At 41.3% G+C, this 21,199-nt stretch carries 17 protein-coding genes; all 17 read left to right on the forward strand.

Annotated elements, in window-relative coordinates; genetic code table 11:
* Window positions 1-6: 6 nt before the first annotated feature.
* The 17 genes from EP57_RS12960 (at window position 7) to pstA (ending at window position 21,153) form a co-directional block, all read left to right on the forward strand.
* Entirely contained in the window at window positions 7-1,284 is a 1,278-nt protein-coding gene (locus EP57_RS12960) for an ATP-dependent helicase ComFA (RefSeq protein WP_052167692.1), read from the forward strand.
* On the forward strand, window positions 1,277-1,957 hold the full coding sequence (locus tag EP57_RS12965; protein WP_036087345.1) for a ComF family protein: 681 nt from the start codon (window positions 1,277-1,279) through the stop codon (window positions 1,955-1,957). The genes EP57_RS12960 and EP57_RS12965 overlap by 8 nt, the downstream gene beginning before the upstream one ends.
* A 214-nt stretch (window positions 1,958-2,171) precedes the next feature.
* Window positions 2,172-2,735 carry a ribosome hibernation-promoting factor, HPF/YfiA family gene (gene hpf, locus EP57_RS12970; RefSeq protein WP_036087346.1) on the forward strand — a complete coding sequence of 188 codons (564 nt, stop codon included), beginning with the start codon at window positions 2,172-2,174 and terminating at the stop codon, window positions 2,733-2,735.
* Between the two features lie 332 nt (window positions 2,736-3,067).
* Window positions 3,068-5,581, forward strand: coding sequence for a preprotein translocase subunit SecA (gene secA / locus EP57_RS12975; protein WP_036087348.1), 2,514 nt, complete (start codon window positions 3,068-3,070; stop codon window positions 5,579-5,581).
* A gap of 134 nt (window positions 5,582-5,715) precedes the next feature.
* Window positions 5,716-6,817 (forward strand): peptide chain release factor 2 gene (prfB, locus tag EP57_RS12980; protein ID WP_114982999.1). Its coding sequence is split into 2 segments (ribosomal slippage): window positions 5,716-5,787 and window positions 5,789-6,817, totalling 1,101 coding nucleotides; the frame shifts between segments, so codons are not numbered across the junction.
* A 10-nt stretch (window positions 6,818-6,827) separates the two neighbouring features.
* The gene (locus tag EP57_RS12985; RefSeq protein WP_036087563.1) at window positions 6,828-7,697 is read left to right on the forward strand and encodes a YitT family protein; all 870 of its coding nucleotides are present in this window, start codon (window positions 6,828-6,830) and stop codon (window positions 7,695-7,697) included.
* A 548-nt stretch (window positions 7,698-8,245) separates the two neighbouring features.
* Window positions 8,246-8,932 carry a cell division ATP-binding protein FtsE gene (gene ftsE / locus EP57_RS12990; RefSeq protein WP_036087352.1) on the forward strand — a complete coding sequence of 229 codons (687 nt, stop codon included), beginning with the start codon at window positions 8,246-8,248 and terminating at the stop codon, window positions 8,930-8,932.
* Window positions 8,922-9,809 carry a permease-like cell division protein FtsX gene (gene ftsX / locus EP57_RS12995; RefSeq protein ID WP_036087353.1) on the forward strand — a complete coding sequence of 296 codons (888 nt, stop codon included), beginning with the start codon at window positions 8,922-8,924 and terminating at the stop codon, window positions 9,807-9,809. The genes ftsE and ftsX overlap by 11 nt, the downstream gene beginning before the upstream one ends.
* 97 nt (window positions 9,810-9,906) lie before the next feature.
* Entirely contained in the window at window positions 9,907-11,202 is a 1,296-nt protein-coding gene (locus EP57_RS13000) for a C40 family peptidase (RefSeq protein WP_036087354.1), read from the forward strand.
* A gap of 132 nt (window positions 11,203-11,334) precedes the next feature.
* Window positions 11,335-12,690: a murein hydrolase activator EnvC family protein gene (locus EP57_RS13005; protein WP_036087565.1), complete on the forward strand. Its 1,356-nt coding sequence runs from the start codon at window positions 11,335-11,337 to the stop codon at window positions 12,688-12,690.
* A 173-nt stretch (window positions 12,691-12,863) separates the two neighbouring features.
* Window positions 12,864-14,315 carry a cardiolipin synthase gene (gene cls, locus EP57_RS13010; protein WP_036087356.1) on the forward strand — a complete coding sequence of 484 codons (1,452 nt, stop codon included), beginning with the start codon at window positions 12,864-12,866 and terminating at the stop codon, window positions 14,313-14,315.
* Between the two features lie 15 nt (window positions 14,316-14,330).
* On the forward strand, window positions 14,331-15,506 hold the full coding sequence (locus tag EP57_RS13015; protein ID WP_036087357.1) for a PDZ domain-containing protein: 1,176 nt from the start codon (window positions 14,331-14,333) through the stop codon (window positions 15,504-15,506).
* A gap of 137 nt (window positions 15,507-15,643) precedes the next feature.
* Complete coding sequence (locus tag EP57_RS13020) at window positions 15,644-16,357, forward strand: response regulator transcription factor (RefSeq protein ID WP_114982995.1); 714 nt, start codon at window positions 15,644-15,646, stop codon at window positions 16,355-16,357.
* A complete protein-coding gene (gene pnpS / locus EP57_RS13025) occupies window positions 16,354-18,126 on the forward strand; it encodes a two-component system histidine kinase PnpS (protein WP_036087360.1) in 1,773 nt (590 codons plus the stop codon). Before EP57_RS13020 ends, pnpS begins: the two co-directional genes overlap by 4 nt.
* A 219-nt stretch (window positions 18,127-18,345) precedes the next feature.
* Window positions 18,346-19,257: a phosphate ABC transporter substrate-binding protein PstS family protein gene (locus tag EP57_RS13030; protein ID WP_036087362.1), complete on the forward strand. Its 912-nt coding sequence runs from the start codon at window positions 18,346-18,348 to the stop codon at window positions 19,255-19,257.
* Between the two features lie 94 nt (window positions 19,258-19,351).
* The gene (pstC, locus tag EP57_RS13035; protein WP_036087363.1) at window positions 19,352-20,272 is read left to right on the forward strand and encodes a phosphate ABC transporter permease subunit PstC; all 921 of its coding nucleotides are present in this window, start codon (window positions 19,352-19,354) and stop codon (window positions 20,270-20,272) included.
* Entirely contained in the window at window positions 20,269-21,153 is an 885-nt protein-coding gene (gene pstA, locus EP57_RS13040) for a phosphate ABC transporter permease PstA (protein WP_036087365.1), read from the forward strand. Before pstC ends, pstA begins: the two co-directional genes overlap by 4 nt.
* The last annotated feature ends 46 nt before the right edge of the window (window positions 21,154-21,199 follow it).

Genomic DNA, 21,199 nt, shown 5'->3' on the forward strand with positions numbered 1-21,199 from the left:
GAAGGAATGCAACAAGTTAAAGCAATACAAGTGACAGGTTCTAAAAAAACATGTTTTAGGTGCGGCAATAATAAAGAGGAACTATTTTTCCGCTCACCTTGTAGTTACTGTAACCAAGAAGAATGCTTGTATTGTCGCAATTGCATTATTATGGGTAAAATGACAGAATGCCAACATCTTTATTTCGAACCAAGTCAGCCTCTAATGACCCCGTATCAAAATCGATGTTTAGCATGGAAAGGCCAGCTTTCCCCTGGCCAACAAGGTGCATCAGATGCCGTCTTAAAAGCAGTAATTAATCGAGAATCATTGTTGCTTTGGGCCGTTGCTGGTTCAGGAAAGACAGAAATGATGTTTCGAGGAATGGATGAGGTTATAACAAATGGAGGGCGACTTTGTGTTGCTTCCCCTCGAGTGGACGTTTGTCTAGAACTGTATCCGCGTCTGCAAGAAGTATTTCCTAACATTGACATGGTTTGCCTATATGGTGATTCCGATGATGTCTATAATGGAGAACGTTTTGTCGTTGCAACAACGCACCAACTTATTCGTTTTTATCAAGCATTTGATGTTATTTTTATTGATGAAGTAGATGCTTTTCCATATGCGAAAGACCCCTTTTTAGAATATGCAGTCCGTAAAGCCTTGCTTGACAGCGGATGCTCTATTTTCATAACCGCAACTCCAGAACGTAAATGGCAGTCGGAATGCAAAAATGGAAAACGAAACTATATTAAAGTTCCTGCTAGATATCATCGGCAACCACTACCAGTACCAGAAAAAGTCTGGATTGGGGATTGGAAACGTTCGCTCGAAAAGCAAAAGATATCGCCAATTATTCTAACTTGGATTCGGACAAAGTTAGATGAAGGATGCCCAGTGCTGTTATTCTTTCCTGAAATCAAGGTCATGCATCAAGTTGCGCCTATCCTAGAAAAGCTAGGATTCGGTCCTTTACTAACAGTCCATTCTGCGGATTCAGAACGGAAAGAGAAAGTGCAACAAATGCGTGATGGCACAATTAAACTACTTTGCACTACTACAATTCTAGAACGAGGTGTAACATTTACAAACGTACAAGTTGGTGTATTTGGTAGTGAAGGACGAATTTTCACCGAATCAGCTTTAGTTCAAATATCTGGTCGTGCAGGTCGGAAATTTGATTTTCCAACAGGAGATGTGAAGTTTTTTCATTTTGGTGTATCTAAGAGTATGGCATTAGCTATAGCACAAATAAAAATGATGAACCAACTAGGGAGGCGTCAAAAATTATTAGATGAGTAATCATTGTTTAATATGTATGAATCAGTTGACTATCAGTATTTCATGGCGAAGTTTATTTGCTAAACCACAACAGAAAAATATATGTGCTTCTTGTAGACGTAAGCTAGAAGTGATAGGCGCAGATGTATGTAGGAAATGCGGAAGGCCACAAGAAATAGGCGGTGAAATATGCCCAGACTGTGAGAGATGGACGAAGAGCGGGTCAGACCATTTAGCTGAAAATATCGCCTGTTTCACTTATAACGAGTTTGCCAAGGACTTAATGGCGCTTTACAAATATCGCGGAGACTATGCGATAGCTGCTGTATTTTCGGGAGAATTAATCAAGAAGTGGTCTTATGTAGCGAAAGAAGTGACCATCCCACTCCCCATAAGTGCAGAACGCAGAGATGAAAGAGGATTCAATCAGACAGAAGGTTTGCTTAAACTAGCGAATATTCCATTTACCACACAATTAAAAAGGGAACACACGGAGAAGCAATCCAAGAAGACTCGTAGAGAACGGATAGATCAAGAACAGTACTTCTTTGTAGAGGAGCGAGATACCGTTGCGTCGAAAGAAGTCCTCCTAATAGATGATATCTACACTACGGGAGCCACTTTACACTTAGCCGCAGAAGCCCTTATGAAATCAGGTGCAAAGAGCGTTTCCTCCATCACGATTTTTAGATAGCCTAAATTTTCAATCATTTTAGGTTTGCATCTGAATATTTGTGGAATCAATAGAGTAACAGCATCATACAATTGACTATGTTAGAGGCTAATAATAAAGTGGTTCTAGTCTTTGCAAATGTTTGCAAAAAGCCACATTATAACGTAGACTGTATATAAGAAGTCATTCACTTCTTGTAGAGTATGATTTGTTTTATTTCAAAGGAGGAATTGCTATGCTAAAGTACAACATTCGTGGCGAAAACATTGAAGTAACGGAGCCAATTAGAGATTATGTTGAGAAGAAAATCGATAAATTAGAACGTTATTTCAGTGAGGCACCAGATGCCAATGTTCATGTAAATCTTAAAGTTTATTCTGATAAGAATGCAAAGGTTGAAGTGACCATTCCTCTCCCTAACTTAGTACTACGCGCTGAAGAGACTAGCGGGGATTTATATGCAAGCATTGATTTGATTGTAGATAAGCTAGAAAGACAGATTCGTAAACACAAAACAAAAGTGAATCGTAAATTCCGTGATAAAGGTGCTGAGCAAGATTACTTTGCTTTTGCAGATGCTAATAGTAATCCAGATGCAGAGGAATTTGAGAACGATAGTGATTTAGAAATCGTGCGTACGAAAGAATTTTCATTGAAACCAATGGATAGTGAGGAAGCTGTACTTCAAATGAATCTATTAGGACACAGTTTCTTTGTATATACAGATGCAGAATCTGATGGTACGAATATTGTGTATCGTCGTAAAGATGGCAAATACGGTTTGATTGAAACAAATTAACTTAGAATTTCCTCTAAAGGCCGGGATCCAACAACAAGGGGATCTCGGCTTTTGTTGTCAATAGGTAATTTGGATTTTTTACAAGTGAATGACCAAAAGGCTCGGAAACATATATTTTTTTAAGAGAGATTATAAGATTTTATTGGCTTTTCTGTAGTGTTGAAGGGAAATGCGTCGAAATGTTCACAGGAAAACAGGTTGTAAAACAAGGGTGAAAGATGGTAGAATTGTCTAGTGTGCCTGTATAGGGCAGTTGCGTCAGAAAATGGGAAGAGAGCGCGACGATTTTCAACTTCAGGGAAAGTATAGAAACAGTAGAGGAGAATAAGATCATGGCAGGTTTATTGAAAAAGATATTTGAATCTGGTAAAAAAGACATTAAATATCTAGAAAAGAAAGCAGATCAGATTGAAGCATTGGCTGATGAAACAGCGAAGCTTTCTGATGATGCGTTACGTGCAAAAACAGAAGAATTTAAGGAGCGTTTCCAAAACGGAGAAACATTGGATTCTCTTTTGGTAGAGGCTTTTGCAGTAGCGCGTGAAGGAGCTAAGCGTGCATTAGGCATGTTCCCGTTCCGCGTTCAATTAATGGGTGGTATCGTACTACACGAAGGTAACATCGCAGAAATGAGAACTGGGGAAGGTAAAACTTTAACAGCGACACTACCGGTTTATTTAAATGCGCTATCTGGTACTGGCGTCCATGTTGTTACAGTCAATGAGTACTTGTCGCAACGTGATGCTGAAGAGATGGGTATTCTATATAATTTCCTGGGCTTATCAGTTGGACTAAATCTAAATGCTCTTTCCAGTGAAGAGAAACGTGAAGCATATGCTGCTGACATTACGTATAGTACGAATAACGAATTAGGTTTCGACTATTTGCGTGATAACATGGTAGTTTACAAAGAACAAATGGTGCAACGTCCGCTTTCTTTTGCGGTTATTGATGAAGTCGATTCCATCTTGGTCGATGAAGCTAGAACACCATTGATTATTTCTGGGCAAGCTGAGAAATCCACGATTCTTTATGTTCGTGCGAATTCATTTGTGGAGACTTTGACTGTAGAGAAAGATTATACAGTTGATATCAAGACGAAATCAGTAAATATGACCGAAGACGGTATGACAAAAGGTGAGAAATATTTCGACGTCGAGAACTTATTCGATTTAGAAAATGCGACATTGCTACACCATATTGCACAAGCGTTAAAAGCAAACTACACGATGCATCTGGATGTGGACTATGTTGTGCAAGATGACGAAGTGCTAATCGTTGACCAATTCACTGGTCGTATTATGAAAGGTCGCCGATTCAGCGAAGGCTTACACCAAGCCCTAGAAGCTAAAGAAGGCGTAACTATTCAAAACGAATCGCAAACAATGGCGACTATCACATTCCAGAACTATTTCCGTATGTACAAGAAATTATCTGGTATGACTGGTACTGCCAAAACCGAGGAAGAAGAATTCCGCGATATTTACAACATGCGCGTTATTGAAATTCCGACAAATAAACCAATCATTCGTGATGACCGCGCTGATTTAATCTATACTTCCATCGAAGCGAAGTTTAGTGCAGTAGCTGATGATATCGCAGAACGTCATGGCAATGGGCAACCTGTCCTTGTTGGTACTGTTGCGATTGAAACGTCCGAAGTTATCTCACATAAATTAAAACGCCGTGGTATTCCGCATAACGTCTTAAATGCGAAGCAGCACGAAAGAGAAGCCGAAATCATCCAATTTGCAGGTGAAAAAGGTGCCGTAACAATCGCGACCAACATGGCCGGTCGTGGTACGGATATCAAACTTGGCGAAGGTGCTATCGAAGCAGGCGGATTAGCCGTTATCGGTACAGAACGTCATGAATCAAGACGTATCGATAATCAGCTACGTGGTCGTGCCGGACGTCAAGGGGACCCTGGTGTTACACAATTCTATCTTTCTATGGAAGATGAGTTGATGAAACGCTTTGGTTCAGACAATATGAAATCAATGATGGAACGCTTTGGTATGGACGATGAAGCAATCCAAAGTAAGATGGTTAGTCGTGCTGTTGAATCTGCGCAAAAACGTGTGGAAGGAAATAACTTTGATTCACGTAAACAAGTTTTGCAATACGATGATGTGTTGCGTCAACAACGTGAAGTTATTTATAAACAGCGTTACGAAGTTATCACAGCTGAGAACAACCTGCGTTCTGTTATCGATCCGATGATTCAAAACGTCGTGAACTACATTGTCCAATCCAATGCGCCGAGACAAGAAGACCGCGAAGAGTGGAACTTGCAAGGTATCATTGATTATGTAGAGGCGAACCTGTTGCCAGAAGATGCAATCAGTGTAGATGACATCAAAAACATGGAAACAAAAGAAATTCAAGACTTCATCCTGAAAGAAGTGGAAGAAGCTTATAACGAAAAAGAAACATTGCTTCCAGAAGAAGAATTTAACGAGTTCCAAAAAGTTGTCCTGCTTCGTGTTGTAGATACGAAATGGGTAGATCATATCGATGCAATGGATCATTTGCGTGACGGTATTCATTTACGTGCTTACGGTCAAATTGATCCGCTTCGTGAGTACCAATCAGAAGGCTTTGAAATGTTTGAAGCAATGATTAGTTCTATCGATGAAGATGTTGCGCGTTACATCATGAAATCCGAAATTCGTCAAAACCTTGAACGGGAACAAGTTGCAAAAGGTGATGCCATCGATCCAAATGAAGGCAAACCGGTTGCTAAGAAACAGCCTGTTCTTAAAGATCAGCATATCGGACGTAATGATCCTTGCCCATGTGGTAGCGGCGAGAAGTACAAGAACTGCCACGGCAAAGAAAAATAGAATCCAAAACCAGGGACGATCGCTCTCTGGTTTTTCTATGTGAATTTTTCCCGTCGCAGTTTGTTCGCAAGTATGCTATATTAATAAAGGCGCTATTACCGTGTCTTTGAAAAACTAAAAAGAGGTGTTGGAAAATGGAATTAGCTGAAATTCGTAATGAATTAGAAAAAACAACGCAACAAATTAAAGACTTTAGGGGGTCTCTTTGACTTAGACAGTATCGAGGTTCGAATTGCTGAGTTAGAGGATCAAATGCTAGACCCAGATTTTTGGAATGACCAACAAGCCGCGCAAAAAGTAATCAACGAAGCAAATGGCTACAAAGAAACGTATAACGCGTTCCATGAGTTGGAAGAAGAACAAGAAAATCTTGAATTGAGTTTGGAACTTTTGCGTGAAGAAGCAGACGAGGAGTTACAAGCAGAATTAGAGACTGATTTGACAAATTTTGTGGCTAAATTAACGGATTTCGAATTGAAATTGATGTTAAGCGGCCCTTACGATAAAAATAATGCCATTCTTGAACTCCATCCAGGAGCAGGCGGCACGGAGTCACAAGATTGGGGTTCCATGCTTTTGCGGATGTATCAGCGTTGGGCGGATAAGAAGGATTTCAAAGTGGAGATGTTGGATTATCAAGCAGGAGACGAGGCTGGTATTAAGAGCGTAACATTGCTCATTAAAGGGCATAATGCTTACGGTTACCTCAAAGCAGAGAAAGGTGTGCACAGACTTGTCCGGATTTCACCATTCGATTCCTCGGGCCGTCGCCACACATCTTTCGTTTCATGCGATGTAATGCCAGAAATGGATGACGATATCGAAATCGAAGTACGTCCAGAAGACTTGAAAATCGACACATACCGCGCAACTGGTGCTGGTGGCCAGCATATTAACACGACCGATTCGGCGGTTCGGATGACGCATATCCCATCAGGAATCGTTGTTACATGCCAGTCCGAACGCTCACAGCTAAAAAACCGTGACCAAGCAATGCGGATGTTAAAAGCTAAACTATACCAAAAAGAACAAGAAGAAAAGGAAAAAGAACTCGCAGAACTTCGCGGTGAGCAAAAAGAAATCGGTTGGGGAAGCCAAATTCGTTCGTACGTTTTCCATCCCTATTCGATGGTTAAAGATCATCGCACAAACGTAGAAACAGGAAATACACAAGCCGTGATGGATGGCGATATTGATGAGTTTATCAATGGCTATCTACGTTCACGGATTGATTAAGGGTGACAACATGACAGAAATCAAACCAATCAAGCGTCGCAAAATTCATCCGAAATTAGCAAAAGTGATGGAATATGTATACGTGATTATCGGGGCGTTCATTATTGCAGTAGCGTTTAACGTCCTACTTTTACCAAATCATGTAGCCTCTGGTGGCGTCAGCGGTATTAGTACGATTATTAACTACTTGACCGGCTGGAATCCTGCCTACATTCAATGGGCCTTTAATATCCCGCTGTTTTTTGCCGGTGTGCTTTTCTTAGGCTACCAATTTGGCATAAAAACCTTTGTCGGAACGATGATTATGCCATTCTTCGTTTATATAACGGCGGACTGGACGGTCTGGACCAATCAACCATTAGTTGCAGCGCTATTCGGTGGTGTGCTCGTTGGAATGGGACTGGGAATTGTGTTCCGAGGTAAGGCTTCAACGGGTGGGACAGACGTCATCGCTCAAATTTTACACAAGTTCACGCATTTATCGCTTGGCATTTGCGTGGCACTTATTGATGGCTTTGTGGTTATCGCGGCCATGTTCGTTTTTGACATCGAGTCGGGTCTGTACGCACTAATCGGCCTTTTCGCAACAAGCAAAACAATCGATCTAGTTCAAGTTGGCCTAAACCAATCGAAGACAGCATTGATTATTTCCGAAAAACAAGATGAAATTCGCCAAGCCATCCTTTTCAAAATTGACCGTGGTATTACAAGACTTTCGGCAAAAGGTGGCTATACAGATGACGAAAGACAAATTTTGTTATGCGTTATCGCCCAATCCGAATTTTCCAGATTGAAAGAAGTCATTAAAGAAATCGATCCAAACGCGTTCGTAGTCGTCATGAGTGCGAGCGAAGTAATGGGTGAAGGTTTTAATATATAACAGAAAAACAGTATGAGCGGCTTAAGTTCATGCTGTTTTTTTACGATTTAAAAAGTAGAGCTCTATACATTTTGTATAACAGTTATGTAACAAGAAGTTAAATCCTAGTAAATAGTTCGGTATTTATGTGACAAAAGCGGTCTATTCCAATTGATTTCACTGTAACTATTTTTAATCTCCCTGTAATGTTATTTCCTTGTAAAACACGGTACAATAAGAGAGTAATAAAAACAGTGCGTATTTTTAGAGGCGCGTTTTTTTATGGGATTTTTTTAAAAGTAAAAATAGACGACGATGAAGTATCATTTGAAAATGTAAATAAGTATGTTGCGAATAAAATAAAACTTGTCATTGGTTGAAATATAACTGTAACGCAAATAACCTAAACCTGAAAGATTGAGATGTTATAATTGGGTCATGTGTTGTGACTTCAAGTGCTTCAATAAAGAAATGGTGGATTGTGCGACAGCTGTTGCTCACTTCTAAAGGTTATCTTACATGTTATATCATTCGAACTTGATTTAAGAAAGGCATAGTTAGGTGATAAAATGATAGTAATGGAAGATGTCTACAAGAAATATCCGAATGGCATAACTGCTGCCAATGGATTAAATATTCGTATTGAGCAAGGTGAATTCGTTTATGTTGTAGGTCCTAGTGGTGCTGGTAAATCAACTTTTATTAAGATGATTTATAGAGAAGAACGAGCGACGAAGGGCACGATCAACGTTGATAAATTTGATCTTCTCCATATGAAGAACAAAGAAGTACCATTCTTAAGAAGGCATGTCGGGGTTGTCTTTCAAGATTTTAAGTTACTACCGAGCAAGACCGTGTATGAGAACATTGCGTACGCGATGGAGGTAGTAGAAGAAGATCCGAAAGTCATTAAAGACCGCGTCATGGAAGTACTAGACTTAGTAAACTTGAAACACAAAGTAAGAATGTTACCAGACGAGTTGTCTGGCGGGGAGCAACAAAGGATTTCGATTGCTCGCTCGATAGCAAACATGCCTAAGGTTTTGATTGCAGATGAACCAACTGGAAACCTCGACCCTGATACTTCGTGGGAAATCATGAACATCCTTGAGGAAATAAGTAATCGCGGAACGACAATCGTTATGGCGACGCACAATAAAGAGATTGTTAATACTCTCAAACATCGTGTAATCGCTATTGAAAACGGAAGAATCGTTCGTGACGAACAGCAAGGAGATTATGGCTATGAAATTTAGAACAGTAGGTAGACATTTTCGAGAGAGTTTTAAAAGCCTCTATCGTAATGGTTGGATGACATTTGCAGCAGCTAGTGCTGTGACTGTAACATTGATTTTGGTCAGCGTGTTCTTCGCAATTATGATGAACATGAACAAGCTGGCAGATGACGTTGAGAATGACGTTGAAATTAATGTGCATATTCAGTTGACAGCGACGAAAGCACAACAGGATGAGCTACAGAACAACATTGAGCAATTAAATGGTGTCGACAGCGTTACATTCTCTTCCAAAGATGAGCAAATGGAGAAATTAGTCTCTACATATGGTAAAGATTTCGAGCTTTTCAAGCAAGATAATCCACTTTACGATGTGTTCATTGTTCAAGCGAAGGAGCCGAGTGACACGGCAAAAGTTGCGAGCCAGATTGAGAAAATGAAATATGTCGCAAAAGTGAACTACGGTGAAAAAACTGTAGATAAATTGTTTGATGTCTTGAAATGGGGAAGATATGCTGGTATTATATTAAGTGCTGGTCTTTTACTGACTGCGATGTTCTTAATCTCAAATACGATAAAAATAGCGATTTATTCGCGTAGAACTGAAATCGAGATTATGAAACTTGTAGGAGCGACAAACTGGTTTATCCGGTGGCCGTTCGTGTTAGAAGGAGCATGGCTTGGTCTGTTAGGATCAATCGTACCAGTAATACTAACATTTGTTGGTTACATTAACACTTACAATTTAATAAACCCAAGACTTGGTGAAGGAACGAATCTTTCCTTGCTAACACCGACACCGTTCATGTATGAGATTGCCGGCTTAATCATCGCAATCGGCGTATTAATCGGTATTTGGGGAAGTGCAATATCCATCCGTAGATTCTTAAAAGTATAAAAACTAAATGTGTATCAGAGAAACGAACACATTTTAAAAAATAATAAAAAAATTAAACGAAAGAAAAGCCTAGGGAGCTTTTTAGGAGGTAAAATCTTTGAAGAAAAATACACTAATCGCTGCATCAATGGCAGCTGTAATCAGTTTATCACCAGTTTTTACAACGAATGCATTTGCAGACGTGAACACGGACATCCAACAGAAAGATGCTAAGTTGAACGATCTTAAATCTAAGAAAGCTGATTTACAAGCAGACCTTTCATCTTTAGTGGGTAAATTAGAATCTGCTCAAGCGAAATCAAAAGAGCTACAAGCTAGCTTTAACAAATCTGCTGAGCAATTAAAGAAATTGAATGCTGACATCGCATCAATTAACAAACGTATTAAAGAACGTGAAGCAGTATTGAAAGAGCGCGCTCGTTCAATGCAAGTGAACTCTAATTCAAATGTGTACCTTGACGTAGTTCTTGGCGCAAATAACTTCAGCGATTTAGTTGACCGTGTATCTGCAGTTAACACAATCGTTGACTCTGATAAAGCAATCCTTGACGAGCAACAAAAAGACGAAGATGCTCTAAAAGAAAAATCAGCAGCAGTGAAGAAAGAACAAGAGAAACAACAAAAAGCAATCGCAAGCTACGAACAACAACAAAATAAAATCGAAGCTCAAAAAGCTGAAAAAGAAGCTGTAGTAGCACAATTAGCAGCACAACAAGCAACAACGGAGAAAGAAAAATCTTCTTTAGTTGCACAACGTGATAGAGAAGCAGCAGCGGCGGCAGCTCGTGCAGCAGCAGCAAAAGAAGCGACTACTGTTCAACCAGCAGCGGCTACACAAACTGCTTCATCATCAACATCTTCTGATGACAATAACAGCTCATCAAGCTCTGATAACTCAAGCAGCTCTAACTCGAGCTCAAACAGCACTAGCTCAAGCAGCTCTTCATCATCTTCATCTAAGAGCTCATCATCTTCAAAATCAACAAGCAATAACTCAAGCAGCAGCAACCTACCAGCACCAACTGGTTCAGGATATGATGCAATGATTTCAACTGCATACGCACAATTAGGTAAGCCATATTCACTAGGAGCAACTGGACCAGGTTCATTTGACTGCTCTGGATTCACTTCTTACGCTTTCCGTTCAGCAGGAATTTCATTGCCAAGAACATCAGGTGCACAATATGCTGCATCTACAAAAATCAGCTCAAGCCAAGCAAAACCAGGTGACTTAGTATTCTTCAGCTATGGTAGTGGAATCGCTCACGTTGGTATCTACATCGGCGGCGGCAAAATGATTAACGCGCAAAACAATGGCGTTAGTATCGATAGCCTATCAAGTAGCTTCTGGGCACAATCTCTAGTAGGTTTTGGCCGTGTAGCTAACTTCTAATAAGATTTTTTGAAAAAAGAAAAGTACCTTTGCGCGACATGTTGCCGGAGGTACTTTTTTATAACTATCAAGCTGGTAAAATTAGTATTATTTAAGTGAATTAGGAGGAAACTGTGAATGACATATAAGAAATTGATCCGCAATAGCATCATTGCAACTGTAGCAGTTGGACTCTTTAGTGGAGCGCCAGTCAACGTTTTGGCCGCCGATTTAAACGAGTTACAAAAACAACAACAAGAGCTACAACAACAAAAAGCAAATATCGATGAAAGCATACACGAAAAAGAACATGAAGTATCCGTTTTGGAAAGTAAACAAGTAAGTGCTGCAGCAGAGTTAGAGGCTTTAGTAAAAAGCATTACAGAAACCAATGCCAAATTGCAAAAGCAACAACAAGAAGTAGCCGTAACTAATGCCGAAGTAACGAAACTTAAAGGTGAAATTAAAGAATTACAAAATAATATTCAAGAACGTTTCGATTTATTGAAAGACCGCGCTCGCGCTATTCAAGTGAATGGCAACAGCCAAGCCTATGTCAATGTCATCCTAGCATCAGACAATTTCAGCGACTTCATCGATCGTGCCACAATGGTAACGACATTAGTAAGCGCCGATAAAGACATCATGGCAGAACAAAAGAAAGATGAAAACAAACTGAGCTCCAAACAAAAAGAAACAGAAACCAAACTAGCGAGCCTTAAAAAACTAGCGACAGAAATCGCACTTTCGAAAAACAATCTAGAAAGCCAAAAAAGTCAAAAAGACGAGCTAATTTTAGCAATCGCGGCTGAAAAAGACTTAACACAGCAACAAAAAAACGATTTGCTATCTAAACAAGGTGCATTATCAGCAGACGAACAAAAAGTAGCAGGCAATATCCAAGCAGAAAAAGATCGCCAAGCGCAAGCAGCATTGGAATTAGCGGCAGCCAGAAAAGCAAGTGCTGAACGTGCGGCAAAAGAAGCAGCAGCAAAGGCGGCTACAGCCAAAGCAAGTTCTAAAACAATGACTAGAACGGAAACACCAGCTGAGCAACCATCTGAAACCGTGTCTATTCCATCAATTAGTAGTGGTTCTTCCACAGGAATGTTCATCAAACCAGCAGCAGGTATTTTAACATCAGGATTCAGCGATCGAACAAACCCAGTGACCGGCCAACACGAATCTCATAAAGGACAAGATATCGCAGCAGGCGGAAGTGTTCCAATCTACGCAGCAGCAGGCGGTACCGTTGTCTTCTCAGGATTCGGAGCACCAGGAAGTGGTTACGGCGGTTACGGATATGTCGTAGAAATCGATCATGGCAATGGTTACCAAACATTGTACGGTCACATGCGCGCGGGTAGTTTACAAGTCGTTGCAGGCCAGAGCGTTGCACAAGGCCAAGGAATCGGTATCATGGGTTCCACTGGCCAATCAACAGGTCAACATTTACACTTTGAAATTCACAAAAACGGTGTACCAGTTGATCCAACGCCGTATATCTAAAATATAATTTGAATGAAGTCGAATGTACATTTTACCCATTAAGGTGAGTAGGTGTCTTCGGCTTTTCTTTATGCTTTGTAGAATTGTTCTTAGTAGTACATATATGTATAAATATAAATATAAGCTTATTTATGATATGATAAAATAGTAGCAATATCATTGGGAGGTTCATTATGGGGATTTGGGTAGTTTTGTTGATTGTGTTGTTGCTTATCAACGTATTATTTGCTGCCGTGATGGTGTTTTTAGAACGACGTGACACTTCGGCAACATGGGCGTGGCTGTTAGTTCTAACATTCATACCAGTTATTGGATTCATTATATATTTAATTTTTGGGCGTAAGTTATCGCATCGTAAAATTTTCGACTGGAAGGGACAGGAGAAAATCGGGTTGCGCGAGTCGACGGATAATCAGATTAGTATGATTAGGCAACAGGAATTTCCATTTAGTGATCGGAATGTAGCGAAACATCGTGATTTGATTTATTTATTACTAGTCAACGATGGTGCGATTTTGACGCAAGATAATGAAGTAACACTGTTTACGGATGGACATGAGAAATTTGATGCGTTGTTGCGAGATATTGAGATGGCGACGGATCATATTCATTTAATTTATTACATTATTCATTCTGATACGCTTGGAAAACGTTTGAAAAGCGCGCTTATTAGAAAGGCGGAGGAAGGGCTTGACGTTCGTGTTATTTACGACGCGATGGGATGTCGGACCACGAAAAAGTCTTTTTGGAACGATTTAAAAAGTCATGGCGTGAAAGTCTGGCCGTTCTTTCCTTCGAAGTTGCCGCTGATTAATTTTCGGTTAAACTATCGGAATCATCGTAAGTTGGCAATTATTGATGGAGAAATTGGCTATATTGGTGGCTTTAACGTGGGCGACGAGTATTTGGGCTTGGATAAAAGTTTCGGATATTGGCGTGATACGCATCTTCGTGTTCGTGGAAAAGCGGTGTTTGCGATGCAGACGCGTTACATCATGGACTGGAATTCAGCATCGTCCGCTAGTCAAAAACTAGATTATCAAACGCGTTACTTCCCGTCATTTCATGGAAAAGGGCAAACAAGTATGCAAATCGTATCAAGTGGCCCTGATTCAGAATGGCAACAAATCAAGAATGGTTATATTAAAATGATCAATTCAGCGAAGAAATCGATTTATTTGCAGTCGCCGTACATTATTCCCGATGCCAGTTTATTGGAAGCTTTAAAAATTGCCTCTTTGTCTGGTGTCGATGTTCGTTTAATGATTCCGAATAAGCCGGACCATGCATTTGTATACCGGGCGACGACGAGTTATTGTGGCGAGTTGATTGAGAGTGGCGCTAAAGTTTATATTTATGATAATGGTTTTATTCATGCGAAAACATTGGTTGTTGACGGCGAAATTGCTTCAGTTGGAACGGCGAATATGGATTTTCGTAGTTTCCGTTTGAATTTTGAAGTGAATGCGTTTTTGTATGAGAAAAAAATCGCGCAGAAATTAGAAGACATTTTCTTGCAAGATATTTTAAAATCATATCAGTTAACTGCGGAATTGTATGCGGAGCGATCGATTTGGATGAAGGTGAAGGAAGGAGTATCGCGCCTACTTTCTCCTATACTATAAAAGAGGTGAGTGAGATTGGACATACTGGGCGAAATTGCAAAAGGAATTGGAAGTTTATTTATTCAGCCAGCGCTATATGTGGCGATACTTCTCGTTATTGTCGCGGGATTTAGCCGGATTAGATGGGAACGAAAAGCATTTCATGTTAGTATTCATTCGCCTTGGCAGGAACTAAAGGGCTTCTTTGGTATTGGACTGCTGTTTGGTTTGACGTTGTCGATTGTGACGTTTTTCATTGGACTGACATTGACGGTTACGTGGATTGCGATTTTTAATGTTGTGATGATTGTATTATTGCTTGTTGGGCTGTTTCGGATGGCTTCGACGGCGTATACGATTGGGATTACGAGTTTGGCTTATTATGCCGTATATTATTTCAATTTGGACTTGTCGCCGTTTGTGGACCAAATGTTGCCATTGCGGGATTTATATGTCGATAATTTCATGATTGTACTCGTATTATTGTTGGCTTTATTGCTAGCTGTAGAGGCATTTTTGATTCAGTTTTCGGGGGCTAATCATGCGTCTCCAATGCTTCGGAAAAGTGGACGTGGAAAATTGGTCGGCGCGTTTCAGTTGAGACGGCTTTGGTTTGTGCCGCTTGTTTGTTTTATTCCTGGACATGGTTTTGCGATGTTATTTGATTGGTGGCCTGTTTTTCAAATTGGGAATCAGTCGTTTGCGCTCATGGTATTGCCTCTTGTGATTGGCTTTCAACAGCAGGTGCAGTCGCAGTTGCCAGCGCAAGCCGCTCATAAATTGGCGGTTCGGCTAACAAGCCTTGCCATTGTTGTAGCGCTTATTGGTGTTGTGAGCATTGTGGTGCCAATTCTGACGTTGCTAGGATTTGTTGTTGCGATTGCTGGACGGTTCTGGGTTTCGTATCGCCATCGTGCGGATGAGCGTAATGCTCCGTTTAAGTTCACGCCACAGCCAGATGGAATTATGATTTTGGGCGCTCGTGACAATACGCCGGCGAGTCGGATGTCGCTTTTGCCTGGTGAGAAAATTTTGGAAGTGAATGGGCAGCCGGTTCGAAATCGTGAGGATTTGTATGAGGCGCTGAATGAGAATCGCGCGTATTGTAAGTTGAAAGTGCAGGATAATAATGGCGAACCGCGCATTGTGCAGACGGCTTTACATGAAGGGGACTCTTTTGAATTGGGGCTTTTCATGGTGGAAGCGAGGTAGCTTTTTTAAGATTGTGTTAATCTGAAGTGTTTTCTACCCGATGATGGTAAATTCGTGCTATATTTTAGATGAAGAGTACATAACAAGTTGTGGCAAGTTTGTAAAGGCCGCGCGTTATGAACGGGGAGGAAAAGGCGTTGACAAAGATTTTAGTAGTGGATGACGAGTCTTCTATTGTAACTTTACTACAATTTAACATTGAAAAAGCGGGATTTGATGTGGTGACGGCGGAAGATGGCAGGACGGGATATGAACTTGCCCTAGCGGAAAAACCAGATTTGATTGTGCTTGATTTAATGTTGCCAGAAATGGACGGGATTGAGGTTTGTAAACAGTTACGTCAAGATAAGGTGGAGACGCCGATTTTGATGTTGACGGCTAAAGACGATGAGTTGGATAAAATTATCGGGCTGGAGCTTGGCGCGGATGATTATTTGACGAAGCCGTTTAGTCCTCGTGAGGTTGTGGCGCGGATTAAAGCGATTTTGCGACGGAGTGCTGGGAAGTCAGCGGAAGTTGAGCCGGAAGTGGCGCCGAAAGAAAAAGCGCTACATGTCGGTGATTTGAAAATTTTGACGGAGAGCTACGAGGTGTATTTGCAGGATGAGTTGCTTGATTTGACGCCGAAGGAATTCGAGTTATTGTTATATTTGGCGAATCATCGCGGGAAAGTTTTTTCGCGAGACCAGTTGTTGGATGCGGTATGGAATTATGATTATATTGGTGAGACGCGGATTGTCGATGTGCATGTGAGCCATTTGCGCGACAAGATTGAAGCGGACACGAAGAAACCGCAGTATATTAAGACGATTCGTGGTTTTGGTTATAAGATGGAGAACGTGAAATCATGAAAAAACTGTGGCTAAGAATAGGACTGTCTTTTTTTATCTTATTTTTTGTGGTCATGGTGGTCGTTGGATTTTTCTCTGGGGAATTGATGCGCGGCGTTTATTTGCACATGAAGGAGAGCCAATTACAGGATGACGCGAAGATTTTACTGACGACGACCAAGCTTGAAGACATTGATTTGGACAAAAATGCCGATCAAATTCAAGCGGATTTAAAACCGTTAGAAGATAAAATCGGAGCGCGGATTACGGTCATTGATCAGAGTGGTCGCGTTGTGGCGGATACGAAAGAAGACCCGCACAGCTTGCCGAATCATATGGATCGACCGGAAGTTCAAGAAGTGCTGAAAGATGGCAAAGATGTAGGCATCGCAACACGCAAAAGCTCGACGCTTGGCTATAGCATGCTTTACGTGGCCGTTCCAATCACGCATAACGGTGTGACGGATGGAGTTTTGCGGATTTCGATTTCATTAGAGTCAGTAGAAAACGCGGTACATCAATTGTGGCTTAGCTTGGCATTGATTTTTGGCTTGGCGCTTGTGTTTATTGGCTTTATTAGTTTCTTTATTTCCCGTCGGATTACGCGGCCGGTCAATGAGATTATTGACGTGTCGATGGATTTGGCGAACAATCGTTACTATAGTAGAATTACCGGTAAAACAACCGGCGAACTGCATGATTTATCGCTCAGTGTCAACCAGTTAGCGCAAAGCCTCGAAAAACAAATGCAAGAAATCGAGTTAAATCAACAACGGCTAAGCGGCATTGTGCAAAATTTGGTGAGCGGCGTCATGCTTATCAACCAACGCAAACAAATCGTGATGACCAACCCGATGATGGAACAAATTATCGGCGAGAAAGACATGACCGGAAAAGCCTATTACGAAGTCCTAAAAAGTTTCGCGTTGACCCAACTTGTCGATCAATGTATGGATCAAAAAACGTTCCAACAAGAAGAAATTACGATTTACTTCCCACGCGAACAGATTTTAGACGCCAATGTGTCGCCGATCTTATCGCGGACGGGTAGTATTACTGGCGTGATTGTGTTACTTCACGATATTACGGAAATTCGCCGTTTGGAAAATGTACGTTCTGAATTCGTAGCCAATGTGTCGCATGAACTGAAAACACCGGTCACTGCGCTGAAAGGTTTTGCAGAGACGTTACTTGATGGCGCGATGTACGATGAAGAATTGCTTAAGAAATTTTTGACGATTATTAAAGAAGAGAGCGACCGATTGCACCGCTTAATCATGGACATTCTAGAGTTATCGCGGATTGAGCAGAAACACGTCTCGATGAATCTTGAAGAAGTCGATGTAGAAGATGTGGTCATTGCGACGATGGACACCGTCCGTGCGCTAGCCGTAGAAAAAGGAATCCAGCTCATTCCGCCAAACCTAGCGGCGCCAATCATGATTCAAGCAGAGCGCGATCGTTTGCAGCAAATCTTAATCAATTTAATTTCCAATGCTATCGTGTATACGCCGCAAAATGGAGAAGTATCCGTAGGCGTAATGGAAAACATGGCAAATGAAACAGTAACAATCACGGTCACAGACAACGGTATCGGTATTCCAGTCAAAGATATCGATCGTATTTTTGAACGTTTTTACCGTGTAGATCGCGCACGCAGCCGTCATTCAGGCGGAACAGGTCTAGGACTTTCCATCGTGAAACATATCGTGGAAAGCTGCGGCGGTCAAATTCACGTCGAAAGCATAGAAGGAGAAGGCACGACTTTTACAGTCATACTTCCCCGATAAACAAAAAAAGAGCGCAGGCCTCCAACAATGGTCTGCGTTTTTCTTTACATAAAACCAAGCTGAAACCGCCCATTCTGCGGTCTTTTTGTCATTTTCTTTTAAATAAATTTACAAAAAAACCATCTTAACATTCTCTTAACATTAGCTACATACGACCTTAACTGTGGGAAGGTATAGTAAACATGTAAGTTAAATCGAAAAAAAGGTGGTTTACATTTCATGAAAAAGAGATTATTAGGACTAGTAGCTGTGTTGGCAGCATTCACACTTATCATTGCAGGATGTGGAAATTCAAGTTCATCATCAGATAAAGCAAACGGGAATAGTACAAAAGATAGCGCAACAACCGAAGGCTCGATTACAGCAGTTGGTTCAACAGCATTGCAACCACTTGTCGAGGCAGCTTCGAAACAATATACAGCTGAAAATCCAAAAGCACAAATCAACGTACAAGGTGGCGGATCAGGTACTGGTTTAACACAAGTACAACAAGGTGCAGTGGACATTGGTAACTCTGACGTTTTTGCTGAAGAAAAAGATGGCGTTGATGCTTCTAAACTTGTCGATCATAAAGTAGCAGTAGTTGGCATGGCTCCAGTAGTAAACAAAGACGTTGGCGTTAAAAACATTTCAAAACAACAATTAATCGACATCTTCACTGGTAAAGTGACAAACTGGAAAGAAGTTGGCGGTAAAGACGAAAAAATCACAGTTATCAACCGTGCAGAAGGAAGCGGAACACGCGCTACTTTTGAAAAATGGGGCTTAGATGGTGCGACTCCAATCAAAGCACAAGAACAAGATTCCTCAGGTACTGTTCGTAAAATCGTAAGCGAAACTCCAGGAGCAATCAGCTACCTAGCATTCTCTTACATTGACGATTCAATCCTAGGACTTTCACTTGATAACGTAGAACCAAAAGAAGAAAACGTAGCAACAAACGATTGGAAAATCTGGGCTTACGAGCACATGTACACAAACGGTGAGCCAAAAGGATTAACTAAATCATTCTTGAAATACATCACTAGCGAAGACGTTCAAAACGACCTAGTACCACAATTAGGTTACCAATCGATTCACTCGATGAAAGTAGAACGTTCCGCTGACGGCAAAGTAACAGACGTTAAATAAAAGTAAATATGGGGAAGCGTCTACTTCAAAAACGAGGTAGGCGCATACCCGTGTGTTGGGGGTAAAAACCAACGCTCGGAAAGGAGTTAGGACTGTGGAGGCAAGAGAAAAAGCATTAACACAAACTTCCAAAAAAGCCCGTCTTGAAAAAAGGGGGAAAATCATCACATTTATCTGCATCAGCATAATGGTGATTGCAGCAGCATCCATACTTTTCTTTGTTATTTCGAAAGGTTTGGCTACTTTTTTTGTAAATCATGTTTCCTTTGTTGATTTTATAACAGGAACAGACTGGAACCCTTCGAAAACAGATGCGGCCGGAAATCCACTTGTTGGCGCCTTGCCGATGATTATTGGTTCTTTCGGTGTTACTTTACTCGCAGCATGTATTGCAGCACCACTTGCGATTGGGGCAGCTATTTTTATGGTAGAAATCTCGCCTAAATTTGGGAAGAAAATATTGCAGCCTGTTATGGAATTGCTTGTTGGGATTCCGTCGGTCGTTTATGGTTTTATTGGTCTTAGTGTTATCGTTCCGTTTATTCGCGAACATATTTCCGGAAGTGGTTTCGGGATCGCAGCAGCAACGGCAGTACTTACTGTAATGATTTTGCCGACTGTGACAAGTTTGACAGTGGATGCGATTCATTCGGTACCACGTCATTATCGTGAGGCTTCGCTTGCCCTTGGTGCAACGCGCTGGCAGACGATTTGGAAAGTAATTTTGCGTAGTGCGCGTCCTGGTATTTTAACAGCTGTCGTTTTTGGGATGGCTCGGGCGTTTGGCGAAGCACTAGCAGTACAAATGGTTATCGGAAACTCCGTGGTTATTCCGACTTCGTTATTCGAACCGGCGTCCACGTTAACAAGTATTTTAACAATGGGAATGGGAAATACCGTCATGGGAACGCTAGAAAATAACGTATTATGGTCACTAGCAATGGTGCTACTTGCCATGTCCCTATTCTTTATCATAATGATCCGCTTTATCGGTCGTAGGAGGAAGGTCAAATGAACGTAAAAACAAAAGATAAAATTGCCACCACGGTTTTCTATCTCATCGCTGTACTCATTGTCGTGATTTTGGCTGGATTACTCGGCTACATTTTAGTTCGTGGCGTTCCGCATCTAAGCTGGCACTTCCTAACTTCACCACCCGAATCGTTTAAAGCTGGCGGTGGGATTGGTCCAGAAATTTGGAATTCCTTTTACATGTTGTTCATTACGATGCTCATTTCGATTCCAATCGCACTTGGCGCAGGCATCTATATGGCCGAATATGCCCGCAAAAATTGGTTGACCGACTTTATCCGTACAACCATCGAAGTTCTTTCTTCCTTACCATCTATCGTTGTCGGTTTGTTCGGCTTCTTGGTTTTCGTATTACAAATGGGTTGGAGTTTCTCCGTTATTTCAGGGGCTCTAACGCTAACGATCTTTAATCTACCGCTACTTATTCGTGTTATCGAAGAGGCTCTAAACGCCATTCCGAGCACGCAACGAGAAGCAGGGCTGGCACTTGGCTTATCACGTTGGGAAACCATTACTCGCGTTTTAATTCCAGCTGCACTTCCAGCTATCGTAACAGGCATTATTTTAGCAGCAGGCCGTGTATTCGGTGAAGCCGCTGCATTAATCTACACTGCAGGACAAAGCACGCCGACACTTAACTTTGGCGATTGGAACCCGATGAATCCGACATCACCGCTTAACTTATTCCGTCCAGCAGAAACATTAGCAGTTCACATTTGGAAAATTAATGGCGAAGGAATCATGCCCGATGCAGTAGCCGTGTCCGCGGGAGCATCTGCCGTACTCATTCTTTCCGTCTTACTTTTCAATATTTTAGCCCGCATTCTAGGAAAATTCGTATTCAAAAAAATGACGTCTTCCTGATTTGGCGGACAAAAAGGAGTTTTTGACAATGATGGCAACGACTAAT

The sequence above is a fragment of the Listeria booriae genome (assembly GCF_000766865.1).
Lineage (GTDB): Bacteria > Bacillota > Bacilli > Lactobacillales > Listeriaceae > Listeria_A > Listeria_A booriae.